At 68.8% G+C, this 20182-nt stretch carries 12 protein-coding genes; 6 read left to right on the forward strand and 6 right to left on the reverse strand.

Features of this window, described 5'->3' with window-relative positions:
- Window positions 1-103: 103 nt before the first annotated feature.
- Entirely contained in the window at window positions 104-1336 is a 1233-nt protein-coding gene (locus ACZLZQ_RS07635) for an efflux RND transporter periplasmic adaptor subunit (RefSeq protein WP_472948838.1), read from the reverse strand.
- Between the two features lie 153 nt (window positions 1337-1489).
- On the opposite strand from ACZLZQ_RS07635, the gene ACZLZQ_RS07640 reads away from it, so the two are divergent.
- The 3 genes from ACZLZQ_RS07640 (at window position 1490) to ACZLZQ_RS07650 (ending at window position 4338) form a co-directional block, all read left to right on the forward strand.
- Window positions 1490-2071: a TetR/AcrR family transcriptional regulator gene (locus ACZLZQ_RS07640; RefSeq protein WP_472931389.1), complete on the forward strand. Its 582-nt coding sequence runs from the start codon at window positions 1490-1492 to the stop codon at window positions 2069-2071.
- Between the two features lie 363 nt (window positions 2072-2434).
- Entirely contained in the window at window positions 2435-3691 is a 1257-nt protein-coding gene (locus ACZLZQ_RS07645; RefSeq protein WP_472948839.1) for an MFS transporter, read from the forward strand.
- Between the two features lie 71 nt (window positions 3692-3762).
- Window positions 3763-4338, forward strand: a complete 576-nt coding sequence (locus tag ACZLZQ_RS07650) for a DUF1993 domain-containing protein (RefSeq protein ID WP_472948840.1) — start codon at window positions 3763-3765, stop codon at window positions 4336-4338.
- 63 nt (window positions 4339-4401) lie between these two features.
- Here the strand turns inward: ACZLZQ_RS07650 and ACZLZQ_RS07655 are convergent, their stop codons facing one another.
- On the reverse strand, window positions 4402-5124 hold the full coding sequence (locus ACZLZQ_RS07655) for a DUF2161 domain-containing phosphodiesterase (RefSeq protein WP_472948841.1): 723 nt from the start codon (window positions 5122-5124) through the stop codon (window positions 4402-4404).
- 393 nt (window positions 5125-5517) lie between these two features.
- On the opposite strand from ACZLZQ_RS07655, the gene ACZLZQ_RS07660 reads away from it, so the two are divergent.
- From ACZLZQ_RS07660 to pbpC, 3 genes are all read left to right on the forward strand, one after another.
- On the forward strand, window positions 5518-7941 hold the full coding sequence (locus ACZLZQ_RS07660; protein ID WP_472949216.1) for a putative bifunctional diguanylate cyclase/phosphodiesterase: 2424 nt from the start codon (window positions 5518-5520) through the stop codon (window positions 7939-7941).
- A 195-nt stretch (window positions 7942-8136) separates the two neighbouring features.
- Window positions 8137-13614 carry an alpha-2-macroglobulin family protein gene (locus tag ACZLZQ_RS07665; protein WP_472948842.1) on the forward strand — a complete coding sequence of 1826 codons (5478 nt, stop codon included), beginning with the start codon at window positions 8137-8139 and terminating at the stop codon, window positions 13612-13614.
- Between the two features lie 190 nt (window positions 13615-13804).
- The gene (gene pbpC, locus ACZLZQ_RS07670) at window positions 13805-15874 is read left to right on the forward strand and encodes a penicillin-binding protein 1C (RefSeq protein ID WP_472948843.1); all 2070 of its coding nucleotides are present in this window, start codon (window positions 13805-13807) and stop codon (window positions 15872-15874) included.
- A gap of 3 nt (window positions 15875-15877) precedes the next feature.
- Here pbpC and ACZLZQ_RS07675 read toward each other — a convergent pair whose 3' ends face one another.
- The 4 genes from ACZLZQ_RS07675 to ACZLZQ_RS07690 all read right to left on the reverse strand — a co-directional run bounded on the left by ACZLZQ_RS07675 (window position 15878) and on the right by ACZLZQ_RS07690 (window position 20151).
- Window positions 15878-16930: a histone deacetylase family protein gene (locus ACZLZQ_RS07675; RefSeq protein WP_472948845.1), complete on the reverse strand. Its 1053-nt coding sequence runs from the start codon at window positions 16928-16930 to the stop codon at window positions 15878-15880.
- A gap of 356 nt (window positions 16931-17286) precedes the next feature.
- The gene (locus ACZLZQ_RS07680; protein WP_472948846.1) at window positions 17287-18180 is read right to left on the reverse strand and encodes an NAD(P)-dependent oxidoreductase; all 894 of its coding nucleotides are present in this window, start codon (window positions 18178-18180) and stop codon (window positions 17287-17289) included.
- 96 nt (window positions 18181-18276) lie between these two features.
- Window positions 18277-19263, reverse strand: a complete 987-nt coding sequence (locus tag ACZLZQ_RS07685) for a branched-chain amino acid ABC transporter permease (protein ID WP_472948847.1) — start codon at window positions 19261-19263, stop codon at window positions 18277-18279.
- On the reverse strand, window positions 19264-20151 hold the full coding sequence (locus tag ACZLZQ_RS07690; protein ID WP_472948848.1) for a branched-chain amino acid ABC transporter permease: 888 nt from the start codon (window positions 20149-20151) through the stop codon (window positions 19264-19266).
- Window positions 20152-20182 lie beyond the last annotated feature (31 nt).

The following is a 20182-nucleotide window of genomic DNA, read 5'->3' on the forward strand; positions in this document are numbered from 1 at the left end:
AAGGTCCCTGAGAGCGCGAGGCCTCCCGAAGGGGAGGGCGCCCTGACAGTGTGATGGCGTTGGATCGGACCGCCCGGACGGGCCGGGCGGTCTCAGAGATCGGCTATTTCGGCGGCGTCGCCTCGGAGACCTGCAGCTCGGCCGGCTCGGCCGCGCGCATGTCGACGACTTCCGGCGCCACCTCGGCGCCCGGCTTCACCCGCTGCAGGCCGTTGACGACGATGCGCTCGTCCGGCTTCAGGCCGGATGTGACGATGCGCAGGCCCTCGGCCCGATCGCCGAGCGCGACGGCGCGGTATTCCGCTTTGTTGTCGGCGCCGATGACGAAGACATACTTCTTGTCCTGGTCGGTGCCGACGGCGCGCTCGGAGATCAGTAGCGCGTCCTCGTTCTTGGCGCGTCCCATCGCGAGCCGCGCGAACTGGCCGGGCATCAGGCTGCCGTCGGCATTGTCGAAGGCCGCGCGCACGCGGACGGTGCCGCTGGCGGCATCCACCGTATTGTCGATCAGCTGCAGCTTGCCCACGACCCCGGTGCGCCCGCCGGCATCCATGTGCACGGGAATGCTGGAGACAAAATCGCGGGCGTTCGGGCCGACCGGCAGGCCGGACAAGGCTTTCGCGACGACGTCCTCGTCCGCCTCGAAGCTCGCATAGATCGGGCTCAGCGACACCAGCCGCGTCAGCACCGGGGAGGAGGGGCCGGCCTCGATCAGGTTGCCGGCGGTGACCTCGATCTTGCCGACCCGGCCGGCGATCGGCGCGCGGATCTCGGTATAGCTGAGGTTGAGTTCGGCGGTCTGCAGCCCGGCCTTGGCGGCCGCGAGGTCGGCGATGGCGCTGAGCTCGGTGTTGATCCGCTGGTCGAAATTGCTCTCGGATACGGTGCGCGACTGCACCAGCTTCTTGCCGCGGTCGAGCTCGCTGCGGGCAAACGCGACACGCGACTCGGCGGCGGTCACGGCGGCCTTGGCGCGCGCCACCTCTGCGACGTAAGGGCGCGGGTCGACGGTGACGAGGAGATCGCCCTTGTTGACCAGCGCGCCCTCCTTGAAGTTCACCTTGTCGATGGCGCCGGCGACCCGCGAGCGCAAGTCGACATGGTCGACCGCCTCGAGGCGACCGGAGAAGCTGTTCCACGGCGTGATCGGCTGGCTGGTAACAACCGCGACCGACACCGGCATGGCCGGCATCGCGGCCGGCGCCGCGGCTTCCGCGGGCGTGACGGCCCGGCCGAACAGAGCATTGGTGTCAATCACGGACGGCGCGGCCGCAAGCGCTGCGACAAGCACGACGCCACCGAGAAGAACGTTGCGGAAATGGGGCCGATGGGTCATGAGAATGCTCCTCGCTGGCGGCGTCGACCGGTTACGGAACGTTTAGTTGACGTTTCATACCGGTCGGTATAGGTCCCAGATAGGTGCCTCTGGTACAGCCTGTCAACCGCTATTATATACCGGTCAGTATTTTTCTTTTAGGAGACCAAGACAATGGGCCGGCCCCGCGAGTTCGACGTCGACGAGGCGCTTCAAGCCGCAATGGTGCTGTTCTGGCGCAAGGGTTACGAGGGCACCTCGCTCACGGACCTGACCGAGGGCATGGGCATCACCCGGCCGAGCCTCTACGGCACCTTCGGCAATAAGGAAGAGCTGTTCCGCAAGGCGCTTGAGCGCTACGAGCAAGGCTATATGGGCTTCTTCCGCGTGGCGATGGACAAGCCGACCTCGCGCGGCGTCGTCGAGTTCATGCTGCAATCCTATGTCGATGCGCTGACGGCCACCTGCAATCCCGGCGGCTGCATGGGCATCAATGCCGCCATGGCCTGCAGCGAGGCCTCCGCCGAAGTGCAGAAGGCGGTGATCGAGAAACGCAAGTTCGGCGAGCAGGCGCTGGCCGAGCGGCTGGCGCGGGCGAAGGAAGAGGGCGATCTGCCGCCCGATTCCGACCCGGTCGATCTCGCCTGCTACGTCATGACCGTGGCGCAAGGCATGGCCGTCCAGGCCGTCGCCGGCGCCGACCGGGCCGCGCTCTACAAGGTCGCCGAGATGACGCTGCGCGCCTGGCCGAGCTGACCGGCTGCTGCGACGAGGACGAGCGGTCCGCCCGCTGCCGGAGCTTCGGACAATTCACCGCCGATCGCGCATCCACCGTTGACAGCCCCACCCATTTCTAGATACATACCGATGAGTATAAAACTCATCGGTGCCTGTCGCCGTCCCGACATTCGTCCGGCGGCACTTTCCGTCTGATCCTTTTCGCCTCGGCCCTTGCCGGAGGTCGCCGCTTGGGCTGGCCAATGGCCCGAGGCGCGCGACCCTGCCTGGAGCCGTTCTGCCCGTGGGCCGCTGCCTCCAGCAGCGGTCCACGGCTGTCCTTCGCTCGCCCTGCGCTCCGCCGCGGGCGTTTCGAGATCCCCCATCCCGGAGAGTCGGCCCATGTCTGTGACTTCAATCACTGAAGACGGCGTTCCCGACGCTTTGCCGGCGACATCGCTGCTGCGGTCCTGGCTCGCAGTTCTGTCGGTCGCCGTCGGTGCCTTTGCCTTCGTCACCAGCGAGTTCCTGCCGGTCGGCCTCCTGACCCGGATCGCCGCCGACCTCGGCGTCAGCGCCGGGGCGGCCGGCCAGATGGTGACCATGCCCGGCATCCTCGGCGCCATCGCCGCGCCTTTCCTCACCGTCGCCGCCGGCAAGCTCGACCGCAAGCTGGTGCTCTGCCTTCTCACCGCGCTGGTGATCGTCTCCAACCTCATCGTCGCCTTCGCGCCGGACCTGACGATCCTTCTCGCGGGCCGCATCCTGCTCGGCTTCAGCATCGGCGGCTTCTGGTCCTTCGCCGTCAGCCTTGGCCTGCGCCTCGTCCACACCGCCTCGGCGGAAAGGGCGACGGCGGTCATCCTCACCGGCATTTCACTCGGCACCGTCTGCGGCGTCCCGGCCGGGGCGCTCGTCGGCGATGCCTTCGGCTGGCGCATGGCCTTCATCCTCACCGCAGTCCTCTCGGGGGTCGTGCTCCTCGTCCAGATCACTTGCCTGCCGCGCCTGCCGGCGCTGCGCGTGGTGCGCACCGCCGATCTCCTCGCGCTCTTCCGCGTCGCCAAGGCGCGTCTTGGCCTCGTCGCCACGGCGCTGGCGATCACCGGTCACTTCGCCGCCTACACCTATCTCGCGCCCTTGCTGGAGGGGATCGCCCGGCTCGACCCGTCGACGATCACGCTGGTGCTGGTCGCCTACGGCGCCACCGGCATTGCCGGCAATTTTCTCGGCGGCATGCTGGTCGCCCGCAACGTCCGCGCCGGCCTTCTCGTCACCACGCTGATGCTCGGCACGGCGCTTCTCGCCACCGCGGCCTTCGGCCACGTCCCGGCCGCCACCATCGGGCTCGTCGCGCTTTGGGGGCTGGCTTTCGGCGCGGTGCCGATCTCGGTGCAGACCTGGATGTTCAAGGCGGCGCCCGATGCGCTGGAGAGCGGCTCGGCGCTGCTGGTCTCGACCTTCCAGATCTCGATCGCCTCGGGTGCGCTGTTCGGCGGTCTCGTGGTAGATGGCATCGGCGTCTCCGGCGCTATGCTGTTCGGCGGCGTGCTGGCGCTGCTGGCCGCCGGCGTCGTCGTGCTGCTGCTCGGTGAGTCGCGCTCGGCCGTCTCTGCCCCGGCCGGCCAGCCTTCCTCCGGCGGGCCCGCCGCCCGCTGACATCCGCCGGGCTCGCCGCGAGCCCAAGCGTGCTCGCTCCCTCGTTTCCGTTCCCTCTGCAGGAGATTTCCATGTCCCTTTCGATCCACAGCGCCAGTGTCGGCATCATGACGCGGATGCTCGGCAACCTGTCGACGATCCTCGATCTCGCGGTCGCGCACGCCGAGAAGAACGGCATCGACCCCAACACCTACGTCACCGCGTGCCTTTCGCCCGACATGAAGCCGCTCTCGGCGCAGATCCAGTTCGCCAGCGACAGCGCCAAGGGCGCCGGCGCCCGGCTCTCCGGCGTTGAGGCGCCGAGCTTTGCCGACACCGAGGCGACGATGGCCGAACTGAAGGAGCGGATCGCCAAGACCATCGCCTTCCTCGGCAGCGTCGACCGCGCCGAAGTGGATGCGAGCGCCGACCGCACCGTCGAGCTGAAGGCAGGCGGCGGCACCCGCAGCTTCCGCGGCGCCGACTATCTCGAGCAGTTCGCGCTGCCGAACTTCTTCTTCCACGTGTCGATCGCCTACGGCATCCTGCGCGCCGAGGGCGTGCCGCTCGGCAAGCTCGACTATCTCGGCGCCCGCCCGGCGGCCGAGGAAACCCCGATGCCCGAGCAGGTGCAGGCGGCAACGCCGCTGTTCAGCCAGTTCGGCTGATCCCGGCAGCCTGCCGCACCAACGCTTTCCCTCGGCCCGGGCGCATTGTCCGGGCCGCTTTCGTCATGGCGCGGGCGGTTCGTCGGGCGCGGCCTCTAGCGCCTGCGGCCAGCGCTGCAGCGCGGCGCGGCCGGCCTCGGTGATCGCATAGATCCCGCGCGTCGGATTGACGAACCAGCCATAGACGTTTCGCCGAAGGATCGTCGGCGCCTTCTCCACCACGGGCGTGATGTCGCGCGGCCGCAGGGGCCCGGCCTCCAGCATCGCCGCGCAGGTCAGCGCCGCTTGCCGGTAGGCGGTCATCACCGGCGTGCGCGAGCCGCCGCCGAGGACCGGGTCGCCGCGCCGCCTCTGGTGCTCCGAGATCAGTGCCGAGCGCTTGCGCGGATTGCGCTTGGGCGCCGCCGCGTCGGGGCTCAGCAGCACCTCGACCGTGCCGGCCTCGGTGACGCCGAGGAGCCCGAAGCCGAGCCGCCGGCAGAGGTTTCGAAAACGCTTGTCGCCCTCGCGTCCCTTGCCCTTCTTCGACAGCCGCGCCGCCAGCCAGACTTCGTCGGCCACCGCCGCGCGCTCGACGCCCTGCAGGACCAGTTCGAGGTTGAAGCTCATCTTCAGCTCGCAGACGACGACCAGCGGCGGCGCGTCGCTGCTGAGACCCATCAGGTCGCAGCTGCCGACCTCGCCCTTGACGGTGAAGCCGAGGGTTTCGAGGAAGGTCTTCACGGGAGCGGAGAGGGTGGTTTCCAGGGGAGCGATCCTGTTGACGTAAAAGGCTTTCCTGACCACAGCGGGGGCCGGGGGTAAAGCATCGTCACGCAAAAGGCGGTTCCGCCGGGACAAGGTCACTGCTTTCCTCCGCCGGCAAATACCGCCGGGTGCCATCTGAAGAAAAGCGGCGATGAGGTCCGAGAGCAGTAGGCGCGCTGTCGAAAGCTTTTGCCCGGCTAAAGTCTATTAAGGGAAACTTGGGGGGTTTAACGGCATGGTTCAGCCGACTAAGCCCGAAATCGGACCAGGCATGCAACCAGACCGCGACGACCGGATCAATACTGATGCGCCCTTGGCTGCAGCAGTATCGGCGCGCGCACGCTCCGAGTGCCGCGGCGTGATGACGGTCCCGGCAGTCTCAGCATGTCGATAAAGCTCAAGCTTCTGCTCGGATGTCTTTGCTTGACCATCGTGACCATCGTGGTCGGGGTGTTCGCGCAGCATTCGCAGATCCGGATCGGCGATCTCGCCGTGCAGATCTATGATGACGCGCTTCTGTCCAGCAACGGCCTGCGTTCGGCGCAGAACCACATGGTCCAGCTCGACGCCGTCTTCCGGCGGGAGAAGGGCGAAAACGACGCGACGCCGCTCACCCCCGCCCAGAGCCAGTATTTCAGCTCCGAGATCGCCGCCGTCATCGCTGACCTCTCCGTCGCCGGCGAGGGCTCGATCTCGGAGGAGGGCCGGGCGGCGACGGACGCCATCCAGCGCCGGCTGATGCGGCTGAAGGCGAGCAACGGCGCGCTGACCGGCCGGATGCTGCTGCGCGAGCTTGGCGCCGCCAACGAGGAGGTCGACGCCGCGGTGCGGGTGTTTGCGGCCGACGCCTATGGCGTGCGCAACAATGTCGAGCGACTCATTGCAGTCTCCGTCGACCGGACCTGGATGGCGATGGGGCTGGCGATGCTGATCGCCGTGGCGATTTCCTACGGCCTGTCGCGCACCATCGTTCCGGCCATGCGCAACGCTCTCGCCATCGCCAAGTCGATCGCCGCCGGCAACTTCCAGAACACGATCACCCCGAGCGGCGGCAGCGAGACCGCCGAGCTCCTGACCGCGCTCGCGGTGATGCAGGACAGCATCTCCCAGCACTTCGGCAAGATCGAAACGCAGGTGGCGACACAGGCCGACGTCTACGACGGCCAGATCGCCATCCAGAACGTTCGCTTCGAGGCGGCGCTGAACAACATGACGCAGGGCCTCTGCATGTTCGACGGCAAGGCCCGGCTGGTCGTCTTCAACCGCCGCTTCACCGAGCTCTTCGGGACCTTCGAACTCGGCCAGCCGCTGGCGACCATCGCCCGGCACCCGAACCTCGACGGCGTCCTCACCGCGGCGAATGGCAGCTTCTTCACGCGTGAGATGCAGGGCGGCCGCATGCTCGCCGTCTCGCGCCAGATCATCAGTGCTGGCGGTCAGGTCTTCACCTTCGAGGATATCACCGAGAGCCATACCGCCGCCGAGCGGCTGACCTACCTCGCCAACCACGATCCCCTGACCGACCTGCCCAACCGCACCCGTCTGCGCGAGCGGCTGGAGGAGGTCGACCGCGATACCGGCAAGGGCCCGCCCGCCGCCGTGCTCTGCCTCGATCTCGACGGGTTCAAGTTCGTCAACGACACGCTCGGCCATCCCGTCGGCGACCAGTTGCTGCGGGCCGTGGCCGAGCGTCTCCTCGAGTCCACCGGCGCCGAGGATCTCGTCGCGCGCATCGGCGGCGACGAGTTCGCCATCGTCCAGGTCGGCAAGCTGCAGCCGATCGCGGCGGAGGTCCTGGCGCAGCAGGTGACCACCGCCCTCGGCCAGCCCTTCCAGATCGAGCACCACCGGATCTCGATCGGCGTGTCGATCGGCATCGTCGTCGCCGGCGCCGCGCCGCGCGGCGTCACCGACACCAGCGACAGCGGCGGCTTCTCGCTGATGAAGAGCGCCGACCTCGCGCTCTATGCCGCCAAGAGCCGCGGGCGCAACACCTACTGCTTCTTCGAGCCGGCGATGGACGAGCGGATCCGGCTGCGCCGCGCCACCGAGATCGACCTCGGCAAGGCGCTCGAGCAGAATCAGCTCGAGCTGGCCTACCAGCCCTTCGTCAACGTGCCCCGGCACCTGGTCTCCGGTTTCGAGGCGCTGCTGCGCTGGCGCCATCCGACGCGCGGCATGATCTCGCCGGCCGACTTCATCCCGATCGCCGAGGAGGTCGGGCTGATCGAGCCGATCGGCCTCTGGGTGCTGGAGACCGCCTGCCGGCATGCGGCGGACTGGCCGGCCAACCTCTCGGTCTCGGTCAACCTGTCGCCGGTGCAGTTCCGCAGCCCGACGCTGTTTGCCGACGTGCGCCGCATCGTCCTGGCCAGCGGCCTTGAGCCCAACCGGCTGCAGCTCGAGGTGACCGAAAGCGTCCTGCTGCACGACACCGCCGGCGTCCTCTCGGTGCTGACGGCGTTCCGCAAGCTCGGCATCCGCATCTCGATGGACGATTTCGGCACCGGCTACTCTTCTCTTGGCTACCTATCGAAATTTCCGTTCGATAAGGTCAAGATCGACCAGTCCTTCGTTCGCGACCTGTCGAAGCGCGAGAACCTTGCCGTCGTCAGGGCCGTCATCGGCCTTTCCAAGGCGATGGGCATCGCCGTCATCGCCGAGGGCGTCGAGACCGCCGAGCAGCGTGACATCCTGCTCGGCGAGTCCTGCGAGGAGATGCAAGGCTACTTCTTCTCGACGCCCAAGCCGCTGAAGGACTTGCCGGAATTCCTCTTGAGCTTCAGCCCGGACAGTCCTGCCGCCGTGCCCGGCACGCCGCTGCTGCCCGCCGTCGCCGGCGCCACCGGCAGCTGATACCTCGGGTGGCCGTAAGCCGCTCCGGCGCTCGCCGTCGCCCGGTCGATGGCGGACGCGAGGCCCATGTGGGCAACGGCCAACCGCCCATGAAACCGCTGGTATGCGACGGGGAAGCAGACTAGCTTTCCCGTGGGAACAGTCTGCGGCGGCGGGGGATCGGTCATGGGCATCCGGGTCATTCGGGACATCGGCATGAGAGGCGGACTGCGCGGCATCGGCGCGTCTCTCGTGGCGGGTCTGCTGCTGTTCTCGGCCGGTACCTCTGTGGCTGAGGAGTCCGAGCGCCGCATCGTCGCCTCGCCGAAGTCCGACTATTTCGGCGGCGACTACGACATCCTGAAGAATGTCGACGCGAACATCTGCGAAACCGCCTGTCTTGCCGACGACCGCTGCCAGGCGTTCACCCTCAACACCAAGACCAAATGGTGCTTCCTCAAGGAATCGATCGGCGAGCTGCGCTTTTCGGAGGGCGCAACGTCCGGCCGGATCGCCGCGGCCGTCGCGGTCTCTGAGGACCAGGTCGCCGAGCGCGAGGCCGAGCTCGCCTTCCTGCCGCGCGCGCAGATCGAGGCGGCCGCGCAGCTCCGCCTCGCCGTGGTGGACGAGGAGAAGGACACCGCCCTCGACGACGCCTCGCTGCTCGCCGATGCCGCGGTTGCGGGCGATGCGGGCGAGCGCGCCCGGCTCTACCGAGAGGCGCTGAAGCGCGATGCCATGCTGTCCGAGGCCTGGACCGGCCTTGCGCGGGCAACGCTCGCCTTCACCTCCGAAGACTACCAGCAGAAATCCGACAACGACGCCCTCCGGGGTCCGTCCGCCATCAACGCCTACGTCACCGCGGCCGATGATGCGGGCAAGGCCGCGGCCCTCGACCTCCTGGCGCAAGGCCAGTCGCTCGGCGAGGACTGGGTCGGCGCGATCAAGAGCTGGCGCGCCAGCGTCAAGCTTGTCGCCGACGCCGGCGCCGAGAAGCGCCTCGCCGACGCCATCGGCAGCCATGGCTTCCGCATCACTGAGAACACCGTCGACAACAATGCCGCCCATCCCCGCATCTGCCTGAACTTTTCCGAGCCGCTGGCGCCTTCGCTGGTCAATTCCGAAACCGCCGGCGACTTCATCTCGGTCGAGGGCGGCGACAGCCTGCCGGTTTCGGCCACCGGCTCGCAGATCTGCGTCGATGGCGTCACACACGGCGCGCGCTACCGCATCCTCGCCCGCCGCGGCATTCTCGCCGCCTCGGGCGAGATGCTGACGAAGCCGGCCGACATCTCGGTCTACGTCCGCGACCGCGATCCCACCGCCCGCTTCACCTCCAACGCCTATGTCCTGCCGGCCGGCGGCGAGGCGTCGATCCCGGTCACCACCGTCAATACCGACGTGATCGAGGCCCGGCTGATGCGGGTCGGCGACCGCCAGCTCGCCCGCACCATCACCGACAGCCGTTTTCTGCAGCAGTTCTCGTCCTACGAGGTCGACGACATCGCCGCGAACCAGGGCGAGGAAGTCTGGAAGGGTGTCGTCGACGTCGCCCGCAAGACCAACGAGGAGGTCGTCACCGCGATCCCCGTCTCGGCGCTGGTCAAGGACCTGAAGCCCGGCGTCTACCTGCTCTCGGCCAAGGCCCGCAACGGCAAGGAGACCTACGAGACGCAAGCGACGCAGTGGTTCGTCCTCACCGACATCGGCCTCACCACGTTTGCCGCCGAGGACGGTTTCCATGTCTTCGCCCGCTCGCTCGGCACCGCCGGGCCGCTGGCCGGCATAAAGCTCGACCTCATCGCCGCCAACAACAACGTGCTGGGCACCGTCACCACCGACGACAAGGGTTATGCGAGGCTGTCCGCCGGGCTGATGCGCGGCACCGCCGGCGACCGGCCGGCCGTCCTCACCGCCGCCGGCAAGGAGGCCGCGGACTTCTCCTTCCTCGACCTCACCGCGACGCCCTTCGACCTCACCGACCGCGGCGTCGAGGGCAGGGCGCCCGCCGGCGCGCTGGACGTGTTCCTGACCTCCGACCGCGGCATCTACCGCACCGGCGACACCGCCTTCTTCACCGGCATGATGCGCGACGCGCGCGGCGAGGGCGTCACCGGGCTGACGCTGACCGGCATCGTCACCCGCCCCGACGGCGTCGAGTTCTCGCGCGAGCAGATCGTCGACGAGGCCGCCGGCGGCTTCGACTGGACCGTGGTCTTCCCCGACAACGCCATGCGCGGCACCTGGAAGATGGCGCTCTACACCGATCCGAAGCGTCCCTCGCTGACCGAGAAGACCGTCCTCGTCGACGATTTCGAGCCGCAGAAGATCGCCTTCGACCTCGGGCTCGACGCCGAGGTGTTCGACCCCGCCGCGCCGCCGACGGCCTCGCTCGACGTGCGCTATCTCTTCGGCGCCGTGGCGCCGGGCCTCGAGGTCACCGCCGACGCCGTCATCCAGCCGGCGACCGAGATCGCCGGCTTTGCCGGATACAGTTTCGGCCTTGCCGACGACGCGCCGACCGCGACGCGCATGTCCTTCGACCCTGGCACGACCGACGAGGCGGGCCATGCCGATCTCGTCGTCGCGCCGTTCGAGGCGCCCTCGACCACGCGGCCGCTGGAGGCCTCGGTCGTGGTCTGGGTGACCGATGCCGGCGGCCGGCCGGTGGAGCAAAGCCTCGACCTGCCGCTCGCCGGCACCAAGCCGCGCATCGGCGTGAATCCGCTGTTCGACGGTGCCGTGGGCGAGGGCGCCGAGGCCGCGTTCGAGGTGGTGGCGCTCGACCCGGCGATGCAGCGCACCGCGCTGCCGAAGGTCGCCTGGGTGCTGAACAAGGTGAACCTCGACTACCAGTGGTACCAGACCAATGGGCGCTGGAACTATGAGCCGGTCCGCACCGAGGAGCGGGTCGCGAGCGGCACGCTGGACCTTACCGAGACCGATCTCGGCCGGATCGCCGTGCCGGTGAAATGGGGCGGCTACGAACTGGTGCTGACCGACCCCGCAGGCAACGCCCTGCCGGCGAGCGTCACTTTCGACGCCGGCTGGTACGTCGCGGCCGCCACCGCCGAGACGCCGGATATCCTCAAGGTCTCGCTCGACAAGCCGAAATACGCCATCGGCGACAAGGCCGTCGTGCATGTCGAGCCGCGCTTCGCCGGCAAGGTCGAGGTGCTCGTGATGGACGAGCGCGTCATCGCCATGCAGAGCGCCGATATTCCGGCGGAAGGCGGCGATGTCACGCTCGACGTCACCCGCGACTGGGGCCCGGGCGTCTACGTCGCCGCCGTGCTCTACCGCCCGATGGACATCACGGAGAAGCGCATGCCGGGCCGCGCCATCGGCCTGACCCATGCCGCCGTCGATCCCGGCGCACGGGCGCTGGCCGTCTCGCTCACCGCGCCGGCGACGATCGAGCCGCGCCAGACGATCAATGTCGGCCTCGCGGTCGACGGCGTCGCGCCGGGCGACACTGCCTATGTCACGCTCGCCGCCGTCGACGTCGGCATCCTCAACATCACCAGCTTCGAGGCGCCGTCGCCGCAGGAGTTCTATTTCGGCCAGCGCCGCCTCGGCGTCGAGATTCGCGACCTCTACTCGAAACTGATCGACCGCATGCAAGGCGCGCCCGGCGCGGTCCGCTCGGGCGGCGACGCCGGGGCCTCGATGGTCTCGCCGCCGCCGATGGACGAGCTCGTTGCGATCTTCTCCGGCATCGTCACCATCGGCCCCGACGGCAAGGCCAGCATTCCCGTCACCGTGCCCGATTTCAACGGCACGCTGAAGCTGATGGCCGTCGGCTGGTCGAAGACCGGCGTCGGCCAGGCGAGCCAGGACATGGTGGTCCGTGATCCCATCGTCATGCAGGTCAGCCAGCCGCGCTTCCTTGCGCCGGGCGACCGCTCGCGCATCTCGATCGACATCACCCATGTCGAGGGTCCGGTCGGTGCGGTCCGGCTGGCGCTCACCGGCGGTGACGGCATCGTCCGGCTCGAGGCCAATGCCACCGCCGACCTCACCCTCTCCGAAAAGGGCCATCAGCGCATCCTGGTGCCGGTCACCGCCGAGACGGTCGGCGATGCCGGCATGACGCTGGCGATGACGACGCCGGACGGCACCGTCCTCACCAAGAATTTCGGCTTGCCGGTGCGCTCCATCGCGCCGGAGACGGTGGCGAAATCGGCGTTTGAGCTGGCCGCCAAGGGCGGCACGCTGACGCTCGGCGACGACATCTTCGCCGACTTCGTGCCGGACACGGCGCGGGCGACGGTCTCGATCACCGGCCTCGGCGGCTTCGACGTCGCCGGCGTCGTGCGGGCGCTCGACCGATACCCCTATGGCTGCACCGAGCAGCTGACCAGCCGCGCCATGCCGCTGGTCTACCTCGACCAGACCATCCTCGCGGCCGGGCTCTCCGGCGGCGAGGACGTCGCCAAGCGGGTCAACGACGCGATCTCCGGCGTTCTCGCCAACCAGTCCTCGTCCGGCGGCTTCGGTCTCTGGCAGCCGGACTCGGGCGATCTCTGGCTCGATGCCTACGTCACCGACTTCCTCACCCGCGCCCGCGAGACAGGCTACGCCGTGCCCGCCGAGAGCTTCACGCTGGCGCTCGACAACCTGAAGAACAGCATCAACTACCTGCCGGAGAAGCCGGATTTCGGTCCGGTCGCCTATGCCTATTACGTCCTCGCCCGCAACGGCCGCGCGGCGATCGGCGATCTCCGGTATTACGCCGACAACGAGGTTCAGAATTTTGCGACGCCGCTCGCCAAAGCGCATCTTGCGGCAGCGCTCGCCCTCTATGGCGACCGGGTGCGCGCCGAAAGCGTCTTCCGCACGGCGGTCGGCGCTGCCGAAAACGACAGCGACCCGGCCCGCGCCGTCCGCAGCGACTACGGCACCGCCCTGCGCGACGGCGCCGCCGTCCTAACCCTTGGCGTCGAGAGCCAGATCGACGGCGTCGAGTTCGCCGGACTGGTCCGGCAGGTCGGGCTGAAGCGGTCGGAGAAGCGCTATACCTCGACCCAGGAAGACGCCTGGTCGCTGATGGCCGCCCATGCGCTCCTCTCCAGCCGGCCACCCAGCCTCACCATCGACGGCGAGGACCGCGAGGGCGCCTTCGCCGGTTCCTACGACATCGCCGCCTTGGCGACGCCGAAGAGCTTTGTGAACCGTGGCGCCGAGAAGGTCTCCGCCGAGATGACGCTCGCCGGCGTGCCGAAGGTCGCACCACCCGCTGATGCCAGCGGCTACGCCATCACCCGCAGCTACTACACGCTGGACGGCGCCGATGCCGATCCGACGACGGTCGGCCAGGGCGACCGCCTCGTCGCGCTCATCGAGGTCCAGCCGTCGGACGGCGACGCTGCGCGGCTGATCATCAACGATCCGCTGCCGGCCGGCTTCGAGATCGACAACCCGGCGATCCTGCGCGGCGGCGACGTCGCGGCGCTCGACTTCCTGGACTTGACCGGCACGGCCGCTCACACCGAGTTCCGCGCCGACCGGTTCATCGTTTCGGTCAACAAGGCAAGCGGGCTGCAGGGGGCGATGCGCTTCGCCTATATCGTGCGCGCCATCTCGCCCGGCACCTTCGTCCACCCCGCCGCGGTGGTGGAAGACATGTACCGCCCCGACCGCCGCGGCAGCACCGACCAGTCGAGCGTGACGGTGGTCGGCGCGCTGCGGTAGGGGCGGAGGCCAATGTTCAGCCGAGGACCGCTCGGCGCACCCCCCTCTGGCCTGCCGGCCATCTCCCCCTCAGGTGGGGAGACCGGCTTGTCGCAGACGGCGGTGAGACTGATCTCCCCCCTTGAGGGGGAGATGCCGGCAGGCAGAGGGGGGTGGGCGCCGCCCCACTCGGCATCATGTCGTGGATCCCATGCGTAAGCGCTTCATTCTCCCGGCCGCGTTCATCCTGCTGTCCGCCGCCGCCTTCGCCGCCACGCACTGGTTCGACGACGCCATCGCCGCCCGTGTTGCCGCCATCGCCGGGCCGGAGACCGGCGTCGTCGTCAACGCCCGCGACGGCCAGCTGCTGCGGGCTTTCGCCAATCCCGACGGGCGCTGGCGGCTGCAGGTGACGCCGGCCGAGGTCGATCCGCGCTTCGTCGCCATGCTCACGGCCTGGGAGGACAAGCGCTTCCAGACGCATTCCGGCGTCGACGGCCAGGCGTTCCTGCGCGCGGCCTGGCAGTCGGTGCGGCACCTGCGGCTGGTCTCCGGCGGCTCGACGCTGACCATGCAGGTGGCGCGGATGATGCGGGGCCTGCCGACCCGCAGCTTTGCTGCAAAGGCCGAGCAGATCCTCTTCGCCTTCGCGCTGGAGCGGGCCCGCACCAAGCCTGAGATCCTCGAGCTCTATCTGCAGCTCGCCCCCTATGGCGGCAACATCGAGGGCATTCGCGCGGCAAGCCTTGCCTGGCTCGGCAAGGAGCCGCGGCGGCTGACGGTGGCCGAGGCCGCGCTCCTCGTCGCGCTGCCGCAGGCGCCCGAGCGCTACCGGCCGGACCTTCACCCCGAGCGCGCCAAACGCGCCCGCGACAAGGTGATCGGCCGAATGGAGGAGCTCGGCATTCTCACCCCCGGCGAGGCGCAGCGCGGCATCGCCGAGCCGATGCCGGCCGGCCGCCGCGCCATGCCGATGCTGGCCGCGCATGCCGCCGACCGCCTGCACCGGGCGCAGCCGCTGGTGCGCCAGTTCCGCCTGACCATCGACAAGCCGCTGCAGGAACGGCTCGAGGCCTATGCCCGCGCCCGGGTGGCCGTGATGGTGAAGCCGGTCAGCCTCGCCTTCATGGTCGCCGACCACCACACCGGCGAGATCCTCGCCAGTCTCGGCGCGCCCGACCTGTTCGACGCCGAGCGGCAAGGGTTCGTCGACCTGACGCTGGCGCAGCGCTCGCCCGGCTCGACGCTGAAGCCGCTGATCTACGGCCTCGCCTTCGAGCGCGGCGTCGCCCATCCCGAGAGCCTCGTCGACGACCGTCCGACCGATTTCGCCGGCTACACCCCGCAGAACTTCGACCACAGCTTCGAGGGGCTGATCACCGCGCGCCGGGCCCTGCAGCTGTCGCGCAACCTGCCGGCGGTGGAACTGCTCAGCGCCGTCGGGCCCTCGCGGCTGGTGCAGCGCATGCGCCGCGCCGGTGCCGATCCCGAGCTCGGCAGCCGCACCATCCCGGGCCTTGCCATCGGCCTCGGCGGCCTCGGCCTTTCGCTGCAGGATCTCATGGGTATCTATGCCGGCATCGCCAATGCCGGCATGGCCAAGCCGCTGCGGCTCGATGCCGACCCCGCGGCGATCCTTTCCGCCAAGCCCGGCGCGCGCGTCCTCACCGAACAGGCCGCCTGGTACGTCAGCTCGATCCTTGCCGGCGCGACCGCGACGGTGAAGGGCTCGCCCGGCACCATCGCGCACAAGACCGGCACTTCCTTCGGCTACCGCGACGCCTGGTCGATCGGCTATGACGGCGCGCATGTCGTCGGCGTCTGGCTCGGCCGCCCCGACGGTGCGCCGGTCGCCGGCCTCGTCGGGCAGGATGCGGCGGTGCCGGTGATGTCGGACGTCTTCGCCCGCATCGGCCCCGGCGTGCGGCTGCCCGGCCCGCCGCCCGGCATTCTCGCCGCCACCGGCAAGGCGCTGCCGCCGCCGCTGCGCCGCGTCGGCGCCATCGGTGGCCGGCCGGGCGAGGGGCCGCGGCCGGAGATCACCTTTCCGCCCGACGCCGCCCATGTCGAGCTTGGCCTTGCGGAGGGCCTTGCCGCCGACCTCTCCCTGAAGGTGCGCAACGGCGCGCCGCCCTTCACCTGGTACATCGACGGCGCCCCGGTGCTGCGCGGTCTCTACGACCGCCAGGCGGCGTGGCGCCCGAGGGAGCCCGGCTTCGTCGACATCTCGGTGGTCGATGCCAAGGGGGCTGCCGCCTCCAGCCGGGTGTTCGCGGAGTAGCGCCTACTGGTGCGCTTGCCTGAACGCCTCGACGAAGCGCGGCGCGGCCTCGGCGACGGCGGCGAGCGAGTAGCCGCCTTCCTGGACAATCACCGTCGGCAGGCCGAGCCCGCCGAGGATGCGGCCGACCTCGCGATAGGCCTCGCTGGTGACGGCGAGCTTCGACAGCGGATCGTCGCGGTGCGCGTCCCAGCCGGCGGAGACGACCAGCGCCTCGGCACCAAAACCGCGCACCCGGTCCGCCAGCGTCTCGACGGCGGCCAGGAACGCGGCGTCGCCGGATCCTTGCGCCAGCGGCACGTTGAGGTTGAAGCCAACGCCCTCGCCGGCGCCGGTCTCGTCGGCATAGCCGGCGAAGTGCGGGTAGTAGGCGGTGGGATCGGTGTGCGTCGACGCCACCAGCACGTCGCTGCGGCGGTAGAAGATCGCCTGCGTCCCGTCGCCGTGATGGGTGTCGAAGTCGAGAATGGCGACGCGGGAAAAGCGCTGGCGCAGGTGCTCGGCTGATATCGCGGCATTGTTGAGGAAGCAGAAGCCGTTTGCCCGGTCGGCATAGGCGTGGTGGCCGGGCGGGCGGCAGAGCGCAAAGCTGGCCTTTGCCCCCGCGCGCACGCTCTCGGCCGCGCTCACCGCGGTTTGGGCCGAGGCGTAGGCGGCCCGCCAGGTGCCCTCCATCATGGCGCAGGAGAGATCGCCGATGTACCAGCCGGTGCGCCCGAGAATGCCGGTCGTGCGCGGCTTGCCCCGCGGCGCGAAGTCAGGCCCGGACGAGACATAGGGGTGGACGTTCGGAAACACCTCCGGCCCGGCATTCGGCAGCTGCTGGAACAGCGCGAAGGCTTCCTGGAGATAGGCGAGGTAGTGGTCTTCATGCACCTTTAGGATCGGCCCGAGGCCGTGGTCGACGGGCGCCTCGTGGATAAGGCCGAGCTTGGCGAGCCCTTCGACCAGCGTCGCCGCCCTATCGGGGTTCTCCAGCGGCCGGATGAACTTGCCGTGCACGCCGTATTGTGTGGGGCGGTGGTCGGCTTGGGCCGGATCGAAGAAGAGCTGCATGGGGCGTCCTGCGGGGGGGGGAGATGCTCAGGAGTGCCTAGGCGAGGCTTGGCGGTTCGTCATCCCGGTGGGTGTGAGTATGCGTGTATGGGTCGTCGCCGCCCGGTTTTGCGATGCGGCGTCTCCAGAAGCCTCTTTCTCCCTCGACGTTCGTCATCCCGGACTTGATCCGGGATCCATTCCAAACCGCCGGACGTGGCCGCTTGGGTGGACAATCCCGCTTCAACAACGCCCCGTTCTGCCAGGGAGAGCGGCGCTAGCACTGAGGAATGGATCCCGGATCAAGTCCGGGATGACGAAATTGACGGTTAGGCACCCGTCGGGTGAGCGGCCGTCTTTTATCCGCCCCAGCGCTCTTAATGCTCCCGCTTGATCCCGTTCAGCTCCGCCACGATGTCCGACAGCATCGGCACGAAATCGTCGCCGCGGCCGATGGCTTCGGCGGTGGCGAAGCTGTTCTTCACGGCGCTGGCGACATGGCTGGCGATGCCGGCCTCGTTGGCCATGGAGACGAGGTAGCGGGTGTCCTTGTGGGCGTTCTTCAAGGTGAACTTGTGCGCGTCGCGGTCGCGGCCGACGACGTATTGCATGAAGGTCTGGTAGAAGCCGCAGTCCATCCGGCCGCCGGAGAGGACGCCGTGGAAGGTTTCCGCGGAGATGTCGGCCTTCGCGCCGATCGCCAGCGCCTCGGAATAGAGCGCGGCGTAGCCGAGCGAGACGAAGTTGTTGAGGAGCTTCATCGTGTGGCCGGAGCCGGGGCCGCCGGTGTGGACGATCTTGCCCGACCAGGTCCCGATCAGCGGCTTCACCGTCTCGAACATCTCGGGCGTCGCGCCGACCATGGTGTCGAGCGTGCCGGCCATGGCCTCCTTCGGCGTGCGGCCGAGCGGCGCGTCGATGAGCGTCACGCCCTTTTCGGCGCAGAGCTCGAACAGGCGCCGGGTCGAGACCGGGTTCGAGGTCGAGCTGTCGACGATGATGAGGCCCTGTTTCGGGTTCGTCAGCAGGCCGCCGGGACCGGCGATGACCGCCTCGACCTGGTCGGAGCCGGGCAGGCACAGCACCACCCGGTCCGAGGTCGCGCCGATGGCAGCGATGTCGGCGTTCTCCGTGGCGCCGCGCGCGATGAGATCCTCGATCGCCTCGCGCTTGGTGTTGGCCTTCGCCTGCAGCGCGAAACCCTTTTCGACGATGTTCTTGGCCATGCCGTGGCCCATGAAGCCGAGCCCGATGAAACCGATGGTGGTCATGTCATGCTTTCCGGAAGGGGAGCGCGGAACGGCGCTTCGGGAGGCTTAAGGGAAGCGCCGTTCGGCGCTTCCGGAGAGGAAGATGCGAGCGCCGGTTCAGCGCTTCAACAGGCGGATCGCCTCGCCGACGATGCCGCGGCGGAAGACGAGGACGCAGAGAACGAAGATGATGCCGATCAAAACCGTCACAGGGAAGCCGACGGCCGCCAGATAGTTCTGCAGGAGGATGACGAGGCCGGCGCCGACCGCCGGGCCGAGGATCGTGCCCATGCCGCCGAGCAGCGTCATCAGGATGACTTCGCCCGACATCTGCCACTGCACGTCGGTCAGCGTCGCGATCTGCGTCACCAGCGCCTTGGTCGAGCCGGCGGTGCCGGCGAGCGCCGCCGACATCACGAAGGCGCCGAGCTTGTAGCGGTGGACGCGGTAGCCGAGCGACACCGCGCGGTTCTCGTTCTCGCGGATCGCCTGCAGGATATGGCCGAAGGGCGAATGCACGATGCGCCAGACCGCGCCGAAGCCGGCAAGGAAGATGGCGAGGACGAAAAAGTACATGGCAAGAGGCTGGTTGAGGTCGATGACGCCCAGAAGCATGCCCCGCGGAATGTTCTGGATGCCGTCCTCGCCATGGGTGAAGGGCGTCTGCAGGAAGATGAAGGCGATCATCTGCGACAGCGCCAGCGTGATCATCGCGAAGTAGATGCCCTGGCGCCGGATCGCCAGCAGCCCGATGACGAGCCCGATGCCGGCGGCGCCCGCGGTGCCGAGGAGGATCGCCGAGAGCGGCTCGAAACCCCATTCCTTCACTGCATGGGCGGTGAAATAGGCCGCGCCGCCGAAGAAGGCGGCATGGCCGAAGGAGAGGAGGCCGGCATAGCCGATGAGGAGGTTGAAGGCGCAGGCGAAGAGCGCGAAGCAGAGGACGCTCATCAGGAAGACGGGGTAGACGAGGAAGGGCGCGGCGACGAGCCCGACCAGCGCCAGCAATGCCACGGCAAGGCCGATGCGGCCGAGCGGCCGCTGGCCGGCGCGGCGGGCGGGGGACGTCACGGGGACCGCCGGGGCGGTTTCGGCAGCGGACATCTAGGCCTCCCGTCCGAACAGGCCGGCCGGCCGGGCAATCAGCACCACGGCCATGACGACGAAGATGACGATGTTCGAGGCCTCGGGGTAGAAGACCTTGGTGAGGCCCTCGAGCAGGCCGAGCAGGTAGCCGGTGACGATGGCGCCCATGATCGAGCCCATGCCGCCGACCACCACGACGGCGAAGACGACGATGATGAGGTTCGTCCCCATCAAGGGGCTCACCTGGTAGATCGGCGCCGCCAGCACGCCGGCGATGGCGGCAAGCCCGGCCCCCAGCGCGTAGGTCAGCGTCAGGAGCAGCGGCACGTTGACGCCGAAGGCCTGCACCAGCGGCGCGTTTTCGGTGGCGGCCCTGAGATAGGCGCCGAGCCGCGTCTTCTCGATCAGGAACCAGGTCGACAGGCAGACCACCAGCGAGGCGAGGATGACGAAGCCGCGATAGTTCGGCAGGAACATGAAGCCGAGATTGGTGCCGCCCGCGAGAAGGGCGGGCGCGGCATAGGGCTGGCCGGCGGCGCCGAACTGCCAGCGGAACAGGCCCTCGAGGATCAGCGCGAGGCCGAAAGTGAAGAGGAGGCCATAGAGCGGATCGAGCCCGTAGAGCCGCGACAGCATGGTCCGCTCGATCACGCCCGAGATGACCGCGACGATGAGGGGCGCGACGACCAGCGCCGGCCAGAAACCGATGCCGCCATGGTGCAGCAGGAGATAGGCGGTGAAGGCGCCGAGCATGTACTGCGCGCCATGGGCGAAGTTGATCACCCGGAGCAGGCCGAAGATGACGGCAAGGCCAAGGCTCAGCAGCGCGTAGAACGAGCCGTTGATCAGCCCGACCAGCAATTGGCCGGCCAGCGCGGGAAGTGGGACCCCGAAGATCATGGTCATGCGGAGGTCCTTCCCGCGCACTGTGCGAGAC

The organism is Mesocryomonas lacus, assembly GCF_055730105.2.

Coding starts and splice junctions, on each gene's coding strand:
- ACZLZQ_RS07650 (WP_472948840.1), top strand. CDS start 3,763: ATGTCCCTTTCGATCCACAGCGCCAGTGTCGGCATCATGACGCGGATG.
- ACZLZQ_RS07645 (WP_472948839.1), top strand. CDS start 2,435: ATGTCTGTGACTTCAATCACTGAAGACGGCGTTCCCGACGCTTTGCCG.
- ACZLZQ_RS07665 (WP_472948842.1), top strand. CDS start 8,137: ATGAGAGGCGGACTGCGCGGCATCGGCGCGTCTCTCGTGGCGGGTCTG.
- ACZLZQ_RS07675 (WP_472948845.1), bottom strand. CDS start 16,930: ATGCAGCTCTTCTTCGATCCGGCCCAAGCCGACCACCGCCCCACACAA.
- ACZLZQ_RS07690 (WP_472948848.1), bottom strand. CDS start 20,151: ATGACCATGATCTTCGGGGTCCCACTTCCCGCGCTGGCCGGCCAATTG.
- ACZLZQ_RS07640 (WP_472931389.1), top strand. CDS start 1,490: ATGGGCCGGCCCCGCGAGTTCGACGTCGACGAGGCGCTTCAAGCCGCA.
- pbpC (WP_472948843.1), top strand. CDS start 13,805: ATGCGTAAGCGCTTCATTCTCCCGGCCGCGTTCATCCTGCTGTCCGCC.
- ACZLZQ_RS07685 (WP_472948847.1), bottom strand. CDS start 19,263: ATGTCCGCTGCCGAAACCGCCCCGGCGGTCCCCGTGACGTCCCCCGCC.
- ACZLZQ_RS07635 (WP_472948838.1), bottom strand. CDS start 1,336: ATGACCCATCGGCCCCATTTCCGCAACGTTCTTCTCGGTGGCGTCGTG.
- ACZLZQ_RS07680 (WP_472948846.1), bottom strand. CDS start 18,180: ATGACCACCATCGGTTTCATCGGGCTCGGCTTCATGGGCCACGGCATG.